The organism is Allobosea sp. FG18, from assembly GCF_057809495.1.
In genome coordinates this window covers 55,238-69,760 of record NZ_JBMDKB010000003.1, presented here as the reverse complement: position 1 = coordinate 69,760, position 14,523 = coordinate 55,238, and the positions used below count along the sequence as shown (strand labels likewise).

The following is a 14,523-nucleotide window of genomic DNA, read 5'->3' as shown; positions in this document are numbered from 1 at the left end:
CGTGTCGCTGCCGCCAACGCTATGCATGCCGGCAGCGCGGCCAACAAGCCGGCATTGCCGCTCGACAAACGCCGCGCGCTCCTGTAAGGCCCCGCACTCAACTGAAAACAGCGAGCCGAAAGCCCGCGCTTCCGCGCGAATACGGCCATGGAGAGACCCATGAACATCATCGAACAGCTCGATGCCGAGCAGATTGCCAAGCTGAGCGAAGGCAAGGCCATTCCCGCCTTCCAGCCCGGCGACACCGTGCAGGTCAACGTCAAGGTCAAGGAAGGCGAGCGCAGCCGCGTCCAGGCCTATGAAGGCGTCGTGATCGCCCGCAACGGCGGCGGCCTCAACCAGAGCTTCACCGTCCGCAAGATTTCCTATGGCGAGGGCGTCGAGCGCGTCTTCCCGCTGTTTTCGCCGAATCTCGACTCGATCAAGGTCATCCGCAAGGGCAAGGTGCGTCGCGCCAAGCTCTATTACCTGCGTGATCGTCGCGGCAAGTCGGCCCGTATCGCCGAGCGCGTCGATGCCAAGCCCGCCAAGGGCCAGAAGGCTTCCGGCAAGTAAGCCGAAGCCTCAGCGCAACGAGATTGAAACGCGGTCCTTCGGGGCCGCGTTTTTTTTGTGCCTGAAGCTGCGCCCAGACATTCCATTAACGCATATCGATAGAAATAAATTCCACTTGATATGCACCCTATGCGCATATAAGCATGCAAATCATTAGCATGCTATTTATGTTGGCGCTATGGATCTTACCCAGCTTCAGGCCTCGTTCACCGGCGAGCTTGCCGCCGTCAACCGCAAGCTGCGCGCGCTCGTCGACGACCGCGCGCGTGACATGGGCCTGACCCTGTCGCGCGCGCGCCTGCTGATGGAGCTCGCCAAGGCGGACGGCCCGACCCAGTCCGATCTCGCCGGTTTGCTCGATATCGAGCAGCCGACGTTGGTCCGGCTCCTCGACGGGCTTGAGCGTAACGGCATGATCGAGCGCCGCACGGTCGAGGGCGACCGCCGCGCCCGCCGCGTCTTCCTGACAGAGACCGCCCGCGCCCAAGCTCAGGATATCCTGGATTTCCTGGCCGAATTGCGCGCCGGCATCCTGCAGGGCATCGCACCGGAAGAGCTGGAAGCGGCGCTCGACGTCCTGCGCCGCACTTCACGCAATATCGCGGCAGGCCGGAGCGCCGCCCCATGAGCGCGTCCGAAGCCTCCGCAACGCCGGCCGCATCGCCGCCGGCCCCGGCAGGTCTGACGATGCCGCCAGCCCGCGCGCTGGCCTACATGCTGGCTTCGGTGACGCTGGCCATGACGCAGCAGATCGGCGCGAACCTGGTCAACACCAATGTCTACCAGATCCAGGGCGAGCTCGGCGCCACCCTAGCCGAGACGAACTGGCTGATCGCCGCCTATATGGCCCCGAACGTCTCGCTCTCGCTCGCCCTGATCAAGATCAGGATGCAATACGGCCTGCGCAATTTCGCCGAGATGAGCCTCGCGGGCTTCGTTCTCGCTGCCTTCCTGAACCTTGTCTTCGTCCATGACCTGCCATCGGCCGTGGTCGTGCGCTTCATGAGCGGCATGGCGGCGGCGCCGATGTCGTCGCTCGCCTTCTTCTACATGATCGAGCCCCTGCCGCCGCAGAAGAAGCTCACCGTCGGCCTGTCGCTGGCGCTGACCAACACCACGCTCGGCATCCCCGTGACGCGGCTGATCTCGCCCTGGCTGCTCGATCTCGGCGGCTTCCATGGCCTCACCCTGTTCGAGATGGGGCTGGCGATGGTTGCCTTCGGCTTCGTCTTCGCCTTGCCGCTGACCACGCCGCCGCGGGTGAAATGGATCGGCCCGCTCGACATCGTCAGCTACCTGCTGATCGCAATCGGCTTCGGCGCCATCGCGGTCGCGCTCAGCCTCGGCCGGATCTACTGGTGGTTCGAGGCGCCCTGGCTCGGCATGCTCTTCGCTCTCGCCGTCATCTGCCTGACGCTGGCGGTGATCGTCGAATTGCACCGTGACAGCCCGCTCATCGACATCCGCTGGCTGACCAGCCCGGCGACGTTGCATTTCGCCGGCGCCATTCTCCTGATGCGTATCGTGCTCGCCGAGCAGACGGTCGGCGCCTCCAACTTCTTCCAGGCGCTCGGCATCCAGAACGAGCAGACGATGCCGCTCTACGCGGTCATCCTCTGCGCGATCCTGGCCGGCGGCCTGACCTGCGCGCTGCTGCTGCGGCCCGGTCGCGAAAACTGGTTCTACGGCACGGCACTCGCCTGCGTCGCGCTCGGAGCCTGGCTCGACAGCGGCGCCACCAGCCTGACCCGGCCGCACGATATCCGGCTGAGCCAGGCGCTCGTCGCCTATGGCTCCGGCCTGTTCCTGCCCGCGGCGATGGCTCAGGGCATGGGCGGCGTCATCACGCGCGGCCCGATCTTTATCCTGAGCTTCATCACCGTTTTCCTGTTCACACAAAGCATTGGCGGCCTGCTCGGCTCGGCGCTTTTCGGCAGCTTCATCACGCTGCGGACGGCGTTCCACTTCAATGTGCTCGCCGAGCATTTCGTGCTGTCCGAGCCGCTCCTGGCCCAGCGCCTCAGCCATTTCGGCAGCGTCTATGGCCATGTCCTGAGTGACCCGACACTGATGCGCGCGGAGGGCGTCACCCTGCTCACGCAGCGCGCGGCGCAAGAGGCGATCGTACTCGCTTACAACGACGCCTTCATGCTGATCTCCGCGATCGCAAGCCTCGCTCTCGTCGGGCTCCTCTGCCACGTCGCCTTCCTGCAGCTACGCAAGCGTTCCGGCGCAACCAGTGCTCAACCCGCCCTCTGAACGTCCAGCCCCGCCATGACCCGCATCCTCCGCTCCGTCTCGACCTACATTGCACTCGCCATCGGCCTCGTCGGCCTCGGCATCATCCTCTACGCTTGGCGGCTGCCGCCATTCACCAGTGCCGTCGAGGTGACCGAGAACGCCTATGTCCGCGGTCAGGTCACGCTCATCGCGCCGCAACTCGCCGGCTATGTCGCCGAGGTGCCGGTACAGGATTTCGCAGCGGTGAAGCGCGGCGACCTGCTCCTGCGTATCGACGACCGGGTTTTCACCCAGAAGCTGGAGCAGGCCCGCGCCGGCCTCGCCGCACAGCGCGCCGCACTTGCGAATTCCGACCAGTCACGCGCCGCCGCCGAAGCCCGCCTGCGCGCCGCCGAGGCCAATGTCGCCAGCGCCGAGGCCGCCTTGCGCACCGCCGAGGCCAACTGGGGCCGCATCGAGCCACTGCGCGAACGCGGCGTCGTCAGCCAGACCTCGACAGACCAGAGCCAGCAGGCGCTCGACCAGGCTCGTGCCGCGATCACCGCCACCAACGCGGCCGTCGATGTCGCTCGCCAGGACATCCAGACCGCCATCGTCAACCGTCAGTCGCTGGTCGCCGCGGTCGAGGGCGCGGAGGCCGCGGTCCATCTCGCCGAGATCGACCTGAGCAATACCCGCATCACCGCGCCGCAGGACGGGCGGCTGGGCGAGGTCTCGGCAAGGCTGGGCCAATATGTTTCTGCCGGCACGCAATTGATGGCGCTGGTACCGGATCAGGTCTGGGTCATCGCCAATTTCAAGGAGACGCAGCTCGCCGGCATGCGCACCGGCCAGCCTGTGAGCTTCACTGTCGACGCGCTCCGCCACGCCGTCCTCACGGGCAAGATCGAGCGCTTCTCGCCGGCGGCCGGCTCCGAATTCAGCGTCATCCGGCCCGACAACGCAACTGGCAACTTCATCAAGATCGCCCAGCGTGTGCCGGTCCGTATCACAGTCGACCCCGGCCAGCCGCTTGCCGAACGCCTGGCGCCCGGCATGTCCGTGGTCGTCAGCGTCGATACCTCTGCGTCACGCTGATGGCCAGGCTGCAACGGCATCGATTGTCCGGCTTGATTGGAACTGCTAAACAGTGGCCATGTCGCCGTGTGAGCATCCTATGCAGCGCTTCAGCGCCGTGCAGGCAGAGGGCCATCTGCCGCCCCTGCCGACGACGCAGGACTTTGCCGCGCTGCATGACCATGCCCGTTTGCCCTGGCGCTTTTTCGGCCGCTTTACCGCTTCCATTGCCGCAGGCCTTACCGGCGCCTGAGACCGGCCGCTTCCGTGCGGCCGGCGACAGGCGAACCGTTTTTGCGTGCCGGCCCAAAGCGAGCCGGCGCATGATTTCCCGCAGATTTCCGCAGACCGAGAACAAGCCATGACCGCGACCAAGGGTCCCCAGACACTCTACGACAAGATTTTCGACGACCACGTCGTCGACCGGCAGGATGACGGCACGTGCCTGCTCTATATCGACCGCCACCTCGTCCATGAGGTGACGAGCCCGCAGGCCTTCGAGGGCCTGCGCATGACCGGCCGCAAGGTCCGCGCGCCCGAGAAGACGCTCGCCGTCGTCGACCACAACATCCCGACGACCGACCGCACCAAGGGCATCGCCGAAGAGGAAAGCCGCATCCAGGTCGAGGCGCTCGCCAAGAACGCCCGCGACTTCGGCGTCGAGTATTTCAACGAGCTCGACAAGCGCCAGGGCATCGTCCACATCGTCGGCCCCGAGCAGGGCTTCACCCTGCCCGGCACCACGATCGTCTGCGGCGACTCGCACACCTCGACGCATGGCGCCTTCGGTGCCCTCGCCCACGGCATCGGCACCTCGGAGGTCGAGCACGTCCTCGCCACCCAGACGCTGATCCAGAAGAAGGCGATGAACATGCTCGTCCAGGTGGACGGCACGCCTGCGCCCGGCGTCGGCGCCAAGGACATCACGCTCGCGATCATCGGCGAGATCGGCACCGCCGGCGGCACCGGCTCGGTGATCGAATATGCTGGCGAGGCTATCCGCGGCCTGACCATGGAAGGCCGCATGACGGTCTGCAACATGTCGATCGAGGGCGGTGCCCGCGCCGGCATGGTCGCGCCGGACGAGAAGTCCTTCGCCTATCTGAAGGGCCGCCCCAAGGCGCCGCAGGGCGCCGCCTGGGATGCGGCCGTCCGCTACTGGGAGACGCTGCGCACCGACGAGGGCGCGCATTTCGACCGCATCGTCCGCCTCGACGCTGCCAACCTGCCGCCGATCGTCTCCTGGGGCACCTCGCCTGAAGACGTGATCTCGGTCACCGGCGCGGTTCCGGACCCGGAGCTGATCGCCGACGAGGTCAAGCGCGCCTCGAAGAAGCGCGCGCTCGAGTATATGGGCCTGACCGCCGGCACCAAGATCACCGACATCCCGCTCGACGTGATCTGGATCGGCTCCTGCACCAATGGCCGCATCGAGGACCTGCGCACCGTAGCGAAGATCGTCGAGGGCAAGAAGCTCCATGAGAGCCTCGACTACGGCATGATCGTTCCCGGCTCCGGCCTGGTGAAGGAACAGGCCGAGGCCGAGGGTCTCGACAAGATCTTCATCGCCGCCGGCTTCGAATGGCGCGAGCCCGGCTGCTCGATGTGCCTGGGCATGAACCCGGACCAGCTCAAGCCCGGCCAACGGGCAGCCTCGACCTCGAACCGCAATTTCGAGGGCCGTCAGGGCTATCGCGGCCGGACCCATCTCGTCTCGCCGGCGATGGCGGCGGCGGCGGCCCTCACCGGCCGCTTCGTCGACGTCCGCACGCTGGGCTGAGGCGGACAGGCGGGGAACTGACCATGTCGAACGATCCCCGTGAAGCCGGCCGCGAAGCCGAATCCAAGGCGGCGCTGGACCGGGTCAAGCGCGACAGCGAAAGCCTGCTCGGCTCCTCGATGGGCCGGGCGGCCGATCACTTCTCGGGCGCCGATGCGCCCGAGGGCGACAAGGTCGAGCTCTGGGGCCGGCGTATCGGCCGCTCTCTCTCGCTCCTCGGCGTCATCGTGCTGGCCTGGTGGCTCGGCCACCAACTGAAAATCTGGTGATGGGCAAGACCGTGGACGCCAGGGTCACGAAATCGGCTGAGATCGACTGGGACGACGTCAAGGCGCCGTCGCAGGATGCGTTCGAGGTTCTGGCTCAGGCCGCCTTCGACCGCCTGCCGGAGGAGTTCCGCGCGCTCTGCTCGGACGTGATCTTCAACGTCACCGAGTTTCCCGAAGACGACGTGCTGAAGGAGCTGGAGGCGGAAAGCCCGTTCGACCTGCTCGGCCTGTTCAGCGGCGTCGGCCTGCCGCAGCAGGGTTTCAGCCCCCAGACCGGCCAGATGCCCAACACCATCCACCTCTATCGCCGTCCGATCCTCGACTACTGGGCCGAACATGACGAGAGCCTCGGCTCGATCGTCACGCATGTCATGGTCCACGAGATCGGCCACCATTTCGGCTTCTCCGACGAGGATATGGAAGCCATCGAACAGGCGGCCGGCTGAGCCCGGCCAAGAGCAAGGACAAGAACCATGCAGCCCTTCACCACCCTGACCTCGACGCCCGCGCCCATGAAGGTGGTCAATGTCGATACCGACATGATCATCCCCAAGCAGTACCTGAAGACGATCAAACGCACCGGCCTGGGCACCGCGCTGTTCTCGGAGATGCGCTACAAGGATGACGGTTCGGAGAACCCGGATTTCGTGCTGAACCAGCCGGCCTATCGCAAGGCGGAAATCCTCGTCGCCGGCGACAACTTCGGTTGCGGCTCGTCGCGCGAGCATGCCCCCTGGGCGCTGCTCGATTTCGGCATCCGCTGCGTGATCTCCACCAGCTTCGCCGACATCTTCTACAATAACTGCTTCAAGAACGGCATCCTGCCGATCAAGGTCACGCCCCAGCAGCTCGACATGCTGTTCGACGACGCCGAGCGCGGCTCCAACGCGACGCTGACGATCGACCTCGAGAAGCAGACGATCAAGGGCCCGGACGGCGGCGAGATCACCTTCGAGATCGACCCCTTCCGCAAGCACTGCCTGCTCAACGGCCTCGATGATATCGGCCTGACCATGGAGAAGGGCACGAAGATCGATGCCTTCGAGGAAAAGCTGAAGCAGCGCGCCTGGGCCTGAGGCGAAAGCCTCTCCCGGAGCCCTCTATGTGACCGACACTCTCTTTCGCTCGGGCAATCTGCTGGTCAAGACCGCACGGCGCCCGGGCGAGGATTGTGTCGTCACCTTTGATTCCTACACGGACGATCCCGATCTCGATCGTCCGGCCTTCGGTGAGGCTGCGTTCGCACAGGCGGGCCTTCCCACGATCCATGTCGTGAACCGGCGCAATTCCTGGTACCAGGAGCCGGAATGGCGCGAGATGGTCGCGGCGGTTGCGGCAGCGACGGCCCCCTATCGCCGCGTCCTCGCCTATGGCTCCAGCATGGGCGGCTATGCCGGCCTGCGCTTCGGCAAGATGATCGGCGCGACGAGCGCGCTGGCGATCTCGCCGCAATACAGCATGCAGCGCGACAGGGCGGGCTTCGACACCCGCTGGGCCAAGACCGTCAACCGCATACGCTGGCGGCCCGAACTCGCCGGGCCGCTGCCCGCGGACCTGCACGCGGTGATCGTCTACGACCCCGCCCATGCCTTCGACCGCCGCCATGTCGAACTGATCGCGGGCGAAATGCCGGTGCGGCGGATCGCCCTGCCCTTCTCCGGGCATCCGTCCGGCACCTATCTCGGCGAATGCGGCCTGCTCCGCCCGCTGGCGCTCGCTGTCCTCGCGGGCGAGACCGACTTCTCCGCGTTGCTGCGCACGGCACGCGATCACCGTCGAAGCTCGACCTCCTATTTCATCGCACTCGCCCGTGCAGTCGGGCCTCGCAATCCGGAACGCGCCGTCGCCTTCGCCCGCTGCGCCCTCGATCTGAACCCGACCGCCCATTTCACCTGGGTGACGCTGGCCGAGCAGCTTCGCTTCGCCGGCCGTATCGAGGAGGCGCTCGCTGCGCTGGAGCGGGCTGTGGCGTTGACGAAAGAGCACCCCGAGATGCTGCGGGTGCTGTCCAATGCTCTCTATGACGAAGGCCGCTTCGACGAAGCCGCAACCGTCCTTGCCCGTTCGCTCGCTGTCGCTGGCTCCTTCGATACGCGTGGTCGCATCGAACTCGCCCGTTTCAGGATTCGTGGACACGCCGCCCGGTTTCGCAGCGGCGCGGCGCGGCTCGGCGCCGTGCTCAGGCGATAAGCCCGGACATCGGGGCAAGCCCGCCGGTCTCGGGAAACACCCTCTCCGCCAGCACCGGGCCGGATAATCCGAACAACTCCGACACCACGCCCTTGGCCACGGCGCGGATATCGGTCGTCGGCTTGAGATCGCGGTTCTGGTAGAGCTGCTCGGACTTCAGGCCGGGCCAATCGGCGACGACTCGGCCGCCTTTCACCCCACCGCCGACGAGGAAGGCGACCGTGCCGGTGCCGTGGTCGGTCCCGGTCGTGCCGTTGACGGCCGCCGTGCGCCCGAACTCGGTCGCGACCATCACCACCGTATCCTTCCAGACCGGTCCGAGCCCTTGCTCGAAGGCGGCGAAGGCACCGTCGAGCCCACCGAGCAGATTGGCGAGGCGCCCCTTGGCTCCGCCCTCGTTGGCATGGGTATCCCAGCCTTCGAAGGCCAGCGCCGCGATGCGCGGCCCGTCATCGGCGCCGACCAGCGCCGCCGCACCCTCGGCGATGCGGCGCATGCCGTCGGCTGAATCCGGCCCACCACCGCCCTTCTGCTCGCCGGCCATGCCGCGCCTTTGCGCCAGCCCTTCGGTCTCGATCGCCTGCGCCAGAGCTCGCGCCAAGCCCGGATCGCGCTGGCCGTAGAGATCGGCCAGCCGCATCGTCAGGTCGCTCCCGGCGCGCGCCATGCGCGGCGGCGCCCAGCCCAGCACCGGCGCCTCGCCGCGCACCACCAGCGGCGGCACGACGCCGACGCCGAGCACGCCCTTGCGCGAGATGCCTTCGCCGGCCGGCAGGTTCGCGATCAACCGGTTGAGCCAGCCGCTCTGGGTCGCGCCCGCCCAGGGCTGGCCGCTTTCCAAAACGTCCTGCCCATCGAAATGCGAGCGCTCGCGATACCCCGTCGCCGCGGCATGGACGATCGTCGCCTGCCCCTGCCTGTAGAGCCGCGCGAGGTTCGGCATCGCCGGATGCAGGTAAAAGAAGCCATCGAGCGGCAGCGCCGCCTCCGCACCGTCCTTGGCGAGCGCGATGCCCTCGCGCAGGCCAGCATAATCGGGGTCGCCGATCGGCGGCACGGCCGAGAGCCCATCAAGCGCGCCGCGCAGAATGACCAGCAGGAAGCGCGGATCGCGCGAGCCTGCCGCTGCATAGGCGAATTTCGGCACGAAGGACCAGGCGAAGAGCGCGCCGGCTGCGCCGAGCACGGCGCGGCGCGACGGTGTCATCCGTTCGCAATCATCGTCGTCGTGATCGACCATCGGCGTCACCTCCGCTGGAATTCGGGCGACATCAGCAGGAGCGCGAGCGCCTGCGGCTTGCTCTCGGCCCGTGCCACGGCCTGCTTCGTCTCGGGCGAAAGCAGCGGCCCAAGGATGTCGTCGCTGAGCACGCGCGGATCGGCGACCGAGCCCGCCGCCTGCCGCCCCCATCCGGCGGCGACATCGACCCGCGTCTTGAGCCCTTCGGCCGAAGCCCAGGCCGCATTGTCGTCAGCATAGCCGTTCGGACCGGAAGGTTGCCAGAAGGGCTGCCCCATGACGCCGGCCGGTCCGATGATCTGGCCGAAGTCGGGCTTGCGGCCGAGCGCGCGATAGGAGGCCAGCAGAAACTCCTGCGGCGACCTGATCTTGCTGGCCGGCGCCTTCCAGGCAGCGTCATCCTCGATCAACGCACGGTAGACGCTCGGCAAATCACCATCGCTCTGGCGGAACACGCCGGCCAGCTTCTCGACCAGTGCACTTGGCGGCGCATCGGCTACGAAATAACGGGCGAGTTTCATCGCGATGAACTTCGCCGTCGCCGGATGGCGCGCGAGATCGCTCAGCGCGGCGATACCTTGCGCCTTGCCCGGCTGGTCGTAGCGGCGCCCCAGCAGCGGCGTCGCGCCGGGCTCGTGCAAGCCGGCGTTGAAGGCGAAGGAACCGGGAAAGCCGAGCACGCCCTCGCGCCCGACCACGGTCCAGCCCGTGATGATCCGGGCGAGATTGGTCACGTCCGCCTGCGCATAGCCGCCGGAGACGCCGAGCGTGTGCAGTTCCAGGATCTCGCGGGCGAGATTCTCGTTGAGCCCGCGCCCGCGCCGCCGCCCCGCCGGGGAGTTCGGGCCGACCGACTGGCGGTTGTCGAGGAAATCCAGCATCGCCGGATGGCTCTCCGCCGCGATCAGCATGTCCTCGAAGCGGCCGAAGACATGCGGGCGGATCGCCTCGCGCTCATAGGCACCGGCCATGATCCGGCACATGTTGCTCTTGGTCGCGCTGATGCAGAAATGGTTCGACCAGAACATCACCAGCCGCTCGCCGAAGCCCGTCTCAGCCACGAGCGCGAGATCGACCCGCGCCTTCACCTCGTCGCGATAGGTCCGATAGGGCAGCGCCGGCTCGTTTGCGGGCTTCGGTGCCGGAGCCATCTGGTTCTGAGCCCCCACCGGAGCAACCTGCGGCGCGGCATTCGCGACCTGCGTGCCTTGAGGCACCGGCGCGACGGAAGCGCGGCGCGCCTCGCGCTCCCGTTTCTCCTGATCCTCGAAATCGTAGAGCGCCTTGCCGATCTCGGCAGCGCTGGAAAAGGTCACGCCTTCGGGCTGTGCGGCGCTACCGGCTGCGATCTCCGCCAGAAGCCTGTCGCGAATCTGCGCCCGCGCCGCCTCGCCCTGACCGGGCTTCGGCCCCAGACCGAACCGCTGCAGTGCAATCGCCCCTGCCTTCAGCTCGTCTGTTTCCGCCATCTGCACGGCCTCCGCTGGTCGTGAGGAAGAGGATCGATATCGACTATGGCGAAAAGCCGGCGGCTTTCATGACAATTCGGCAATGTTGGGCGGATGACGCCCCGAAACTGGGTCAAACAAAGCCGTTTGCTCGAATTCTAGCGAATCCGCTCCAGGCTCAGCGGGCCTTCTTGCCAGAGATATTGAGCGCGACAGCCTCGCCGATCAGAGCCTTGAATGCATCCGCATCCACCACCTCGCCCTCCCGGATATCGATGGCGCGGCGGGCATTGCCCTCCAGGCTGGAATTGAACAGGCCGGCGGGATCGGCTAGCGAAGCGCCCTTCATGAAGGTCAGCTTGACCACGCTCTTGTAGGTCTCGCCGGTGCAAATGATCCCGCCATGGGACCAGACCGGCACGCCGCGCCACTTCACCTCCTCGACCACATCGGGATCGGCCTCGCGGATCAGTGCGCGCATCCGTGCCAGCGTCGCACCGCGCCAGTCGGTGAGCGATGCGATCTTCGCGTCGATGAGCGCGGAAGCCGCCTGGTCCTGAACCTCGTCCTTCGCCATGACACACGAATCCCTTCCAACACTCATTTGGGCAACGCGATCAGAACCACCTTTGTCATTCCGGGGCGCGCCGCAGGCGCGAACCCGGAAACCACGACCGGGTGAGCGAGTTGTCTGCGCAGAATCACGGCGCTTCCACCCCGTCGTGGGTTCCGGGTTCTTCGCTATGCGAAGCCCCGGAATGACAATCGTGTCGCCAAAATCTGACCAGCCAACCCTACACAACGACCGTGATCGCCTCGGCCGCCCGGGTCAGGCCGGTATAGAGCCAGCGCGCCCGGTGCTCGCGGAAGGCGAAGCTCTCGTCGAAGAGCACGACATCGTCCCATTGCGAGCCCTGCGACTTATGCACGGTCAGCGCATAGCCGAAGGTGAATTCGTCGGTGTGCTTGCGCAGCTCCCACGGCACCTCCTCCTCGGTGCCGTCGAAGAAATTCGGCAGCACCGAGACCTTGACCGCCTTGCCGCCGGCATCGTCCTCCGGCGTGACGCGCATGGTGATCAGCCCCTTCTTCGAGGTCTTGATCTCCTGCACGATCCAGGCGCCGCCATTGAGCAGGCCCTTGCTCTTGTCGTTGCGCAGGCAGACCAGCTTCTCGCCGGCGACGGGGCTGTTGTCGGTGCGGCCCATCAGCTGGCGGATGCGGGCGTTGTAGTTGCGCCGCGTCTTGTTCATGCCGACCAGCACCTGATCGGCGCCCATGACGATCTCGGGATTGATCTCGCCGCGCCGGATCACCCGGCTCGGGCCGTATTCGCCGAGTTCGAGCTGCCCGCCCTCCCGCACGATCATCGACATCCGCACGATCGGGTTGTCCGCCGCCTGCCGGTGGACCTCGGTCAGCATGACGTCGGGCTCCTGCTCGGTGAAGAAGCCGCCGCCCTTGACCGGGGGCAACTGCGCGGGATCGCCCAGCACCAGCACCGGCGTGCCGAAGGAGAGCAGGTCGCGGCCCAGCTCCTCGTCGACCATCGAGCATTCGTCGATGATGATCAGCTTCGCCTTGGCCGCCGCGCTGTCGCGGTTGAGCGCGAAGATCGGGCTCTCCTCGTCGACGCCGCGCGAGCGGTAGATCAGCGAATGGATGGTCTGCGCGCCCTCGCACCCCTTGTTGCGCAGCACGAGCGCCGCCTTGCCGGTATAGGCGGCGAAGACGACGTCGCCGTCGACGGCCTCGGCAATATGGCGCGCGAGCGTCGTCTTGCCGGTACCGGCATAGCCGAACATGCGGAAGAGCTGCGGCTCGCCGGATTGCAGCCAGCGCGCCACGGCCGTCAAAGCCATATCCTGCTGGGGCGACCAGCTCATCGCGGAACCATCGTCGAAAAAGGCATGGCGCAGATGGGGCCGAGTCGGCCCGCGAGGCAAGCCCGGCGCTGTCGAAACCGCTCAGGCCGCGCGCAGGCGCCTGACGAAGGCCTCGGCCTCCGCCTGCAGGGCATTGATTCGCCCGTCGAGTTCCCTCGCGCTCGCTGCCCCGGTATCGGCCTGGCCGACGGTCTGGAGATTGGCGGCGGCGATTTCGCCCATCGCCAGCGCGGCCGTGCCCGTCACGTCCGAGATCCGCGCCACGGTCTCGCCGAGCGAGCCGAGCAACTCGACATGCGACCCGACCATGGTCGCGATCTCGGTGCCGGTCTGCTCGACCGCCGCGACGCTGGCTCCGATCGCCGACACCGCGTCGGCGGCATGGGACAGGGCCTCGTCGGCCTGCGCGATCCGGCTGACGATCCGCCCGGCGGCGTCCGACGCCTGGTTGGCGAGCGTCTTCACCTCGGCGGCCACCACCGCGAAGCCACGGCCATGAACCCCGGCACGCGCCGCCTCGATCGTCGCGTTCAGGGCGAGCAGATTGGTCTGGCGCGCCACCGCATCGATGATTCCCACGACATCGCGGATCTGGGCCGCATTCTCGGTGAGGCGCGTCACCAGCGCATGGGTCCCGGCAGCCTCGCGGGTCGCCTCCGTCGCCATTTCCGACACGCGCCGGACCTCGGCATTGATCTGGCTGACGACGAAATCCAATCGCATTGCCGCCTCGCTGGAACGGCGCGCATCGACCCCCGCACCATCGACGGAAGCGGCGGCTGTCTCTGTGCTCCGCGAGATCTGGTGCACCCGGACCGCGGCATCCTGCAGCGCCATGCGCAGCACTTCGCTCGACCGCCCGATCTCGCCCAGCAGAAGGCCGAGCCGCGCCTCGAACTCGTCGGCGATCCCGGCGAGCTCCGCATTGCGGCGCTGTTCCAGGCGCCGCGCATCGTCGGCTTCGCTCTCGCGCGTCACAAGCGTCGCCCTGACCTCGCTGAGCTGGCGCACCACGCGGGCAAGCTGGCCGATCTCGTCGGCCCGGTCGCGATGCGGCACGTCGATCACCCGGTCCGACGCCACCGCTTGCCCGATTGCCTGCATCAGGTTGCGCAAGGGCCGCGTCAATTGGCTCCGCAGCATCAGCAGCGCGAGAAGCCCGCCGGCAAGCGGCAGGAGAACCGCAAAGAGAATCGTCCGGAAGCGCACCGCCTCCGCCCGCGCGCCGGCTCGCATGGAAGCCTCCCCTGCCCGCTTGGCGAGCTCGTCGCGCAGCGCGGCGGTCGTCGCGACGATCTCGTCGACATTGACGCGCGCCTCAGCCGCGCCCGCCTCCAGCAAGGCGGCCTTGGCCGAGATGCGCTGGCCGATATCGACGATGCCATGCTGGAAGGCGATGAAGGTCTTGATCCGCGCATCGAGCGTCGAATTGGCCTCGCGCAGGCTCGCCGGCAGGGCGGAGATCAGATGCGCGCGTGCCGCGTCGACCAGCTCGATGGCAGCGTCGAGCTTGCCGATCATCGCCTCGATCTCCTGCGGAGAACTGTCCGTGTCGACCCGGCTGAGCAACGCCGCGGCTGCGATCCGGCTGGACAGAAGCGAGGCGCTGCCGGCGAGGCGGATATCCGAGAAGGCGGCGGCATCGATGCGCCGCGCCTCGTCGAAACCGCGCAGGGCGCTGGCGAGCCCGAGCGCTCCGGCGAGGCCCAGCAGCGCGAAGAAAACCATGATCTTCGCCGTCAGTCCCAGTCGCCGCATCGTCGCCTCAGTCTCGTAGCCGTCGTCCATTTCGCAGACGCGAGCGAACGCCAAGTTAACGACGGGCAGTATGATGCAACAATATCAATAGGTTAGCCGG

15 protein-coding genes are annotated in these 14,523 nt (G+C 67.0%); 10 read left to right on the top strand and 5 right to left on the bottom strand.

The genetic code is table 11. The features are described 5' to 3' along the window. The first annotated feature begins 159 nt into the window (after window positions 1-159). From rplS to ACODTJ_RS04345, 10 genes are all read left to right on the top strand, one after another. Window positions 160-555 (top strand): 50S ribosomal protein L19, encoded by a 396-nt coding sequence (gene rplS / locus ACODTJ_RS04390; RefSeq protein ID WP_199088077.1) that lies wholly within the window; start codon window positions 160-162, stop codon window positions 553-555. A 178-nt stretch (window positions 556-733) separates the two neighbouring features. Continuing rightward, window positions 734-1,183 (top strand): MarR family winged helix-turn-helix transcriptional regulator, encoded by a 450-nt coding sequence (locus ACODTJ_RS04385; RefSeq protein ID WP_454656001.1) that lies wholly within the window; start codon window positions 734-736, stop codon window positions 1,181-1,183. Further along, on the top strand, window positions 1,180-2,814 hold the full coding sequence (locus ACODTJ_RS04380) for an efflux MFS transporter permease (protein ID WP_454656000.1): 1,635 nt from the start codon (window positions 1,180-1,182) through the stop codon (window positions 2,812-2,814). Before ACODTJ_RS04385 ends, ACODTJ_RS04380 begins: the two co-directional genes overlap by 4 nt. Window positions 2,815-2,829: 15 nt before the next feature. Further along, window positions 2,830-3,873: an HlyD family secretion protein gene (locus tag ACODTJ_RS04375; RefSeq protein WP_454655999.1), complete on the top strand. Its 1,044-nt coding sequence runs from the start codon at window positions 2,830-2,832 to the stop codon at window positions 3,871-3,873. A 79-nt stretch (window positions 3,874-3,952) separates the two neighbouring features. After that, on the top strand, window positions 3,953-4,105 hold the full coding sequence (locus ACODTJ_RS04370; RefSeq protein ID WP_454655998.1) for a hypothetical protein: 153 nt from the start codon (window positions 3,953-3,955) through the stop codon (window positions 4,103-4,105). Between the two features lie 108 nt (window positions 4,106-4,213). Continuing rightward, a complete protein-coding gene (gene leuC / locus ACODTJ_RS04365) occupies window positions 4,214-5,632 on the top strand; it encodes a 3-isopropylmalate dehydratase large subunit (protein WP_454655997.1) in 1,419 nt (472 codons plus the stop codon). 23 nt (window positions 5,633-5,655) lie between these two features. Beyond that, window positions 5,656-5,901 (top strand): hypothetical protein, encoded by a 246-nt coding sequence (locus ACODTJ_RS04360; RefSeq protein WP_454655996.1) that lies wholly within the window; start codon window positions 5,656-5,658, stop codon window positions 5,899-5,901. Then, window positions 5,901-6,347, top strand: coding sequence for a metallopeptidase family protein (locus ACODTJ_RS04355; protein ID WP_454655995.1), 447 nt, complete (start codon window positions 5,901-5,903; stop codon window positions 6,345-6,347). The genes ACODTJ_RS04360 and ACODTJ_RS04355 overlap by 1 nt, the downstream gene beginning before the upstream one ends. 27 nt (window positions 6,348-6,374) lie before the next feature. Then, window positions 6,375-6,977, top strand: coding sequence for a 3-isopropylmalate dehydratase small subunit (leuD, locus tag ACODTJ_RS04350; protein ID WP_454655994.1), 603 nt, complete (start codon window positions 6,375-6,377; stop codon window positions 6,975-6,977). Between the two features lie 28 nt (window positions 6,978-7,005). Beyond that, window positions 7,006-8,091, top strand: coding sequence for a tetratricopeptide repeat protein (locus tag ACODTJ_RS04345; RefSeq protein WP_454655993.1), 1,086 nt, complete (start codon window positions 7,006-7,008; stop codon window positions 8,089-8,091). On the opposite strand, the gene ACODTJ_RS04340 is transcribed toward ACODTJ_RS04345, so the two are convergent. The 5 genes from ACODTJ_RS04340 to ACODTJ_RS04320 all read right to left on the bottom strand — a co-directional run bounded on the left by ACODTJ_RS04340 (window position 8,081) and on the right by ACODTJ_RS04320 (window position 14,453). Further along, the gene (locus tag ACODTJ_RS04340; RefSeq protein WP_454655992.1) at window positions 8,081-9,331 is read right to left on the bottom strand and encodes a DUF1501 domain-containing protein; all 1,251 of its coding nucleotides are present in this window, start codon (window positions 9,329-9,331) and stop codon (window positions 8,081-8,083) included. The genes ACODTJ_RS04345 and ACODTJ_RS04340 overlap by 11 nt on opposite strands. Before the next feature lie 5 nt (window positions 9,332-9,336). Next, on the bottom strand, window positions 9,337-10,800 hold the full coding sequence (locus tag ACODTJ_RS04335) for a DUF1800 domain-containing protein (protein WP_488847673.1): 1,464 nt from the start codon (window positions 10,798-10,800) through the stop codon (window positions 9,337-9,339). Window positions 10,801-10,957: 157 nt separating this feature from the next. After that, entirely contained in the window at window positions 10,958-11,356 is a 399-nt protein-coding gene (locus ACODTJ_RS04330) for a DUF1801 domain-containing protein (RefSeq protein WP_454655990.1), read from the bottom strand. Between the two features lie 217 nt (window positions 11,357-11,573). Continuing rightward, window positions 11,574-12,665, bottom strand: coding sequence for an ATP-dependent DNA helicase (locus ACODTJ_RS04325; protein ID WP_488847670.1), 1,092 nt, complete (start codon window positions 12,663-12,665; stop codon window positions 11,574-11,576). Between the two features lie 81 nt (window positions 12,666-12,746). Continuing rightward, window positions 12,747-14,453 carry a methyl-accepting chemotaxis protein gene (locus tag ACODTJ_RS04320; protein WP_488847669.1) on the bottom strand — a complete coding sequence of 569 codons (1,707 nt, stop codon included), beginning with the start codon at window positions 14,451-14,453 and terminating at the stop codon, window positions 12,747-12,749. Between the last annotated feature and the right edge of the window lie 70 nt (window positions 14,454-14,523).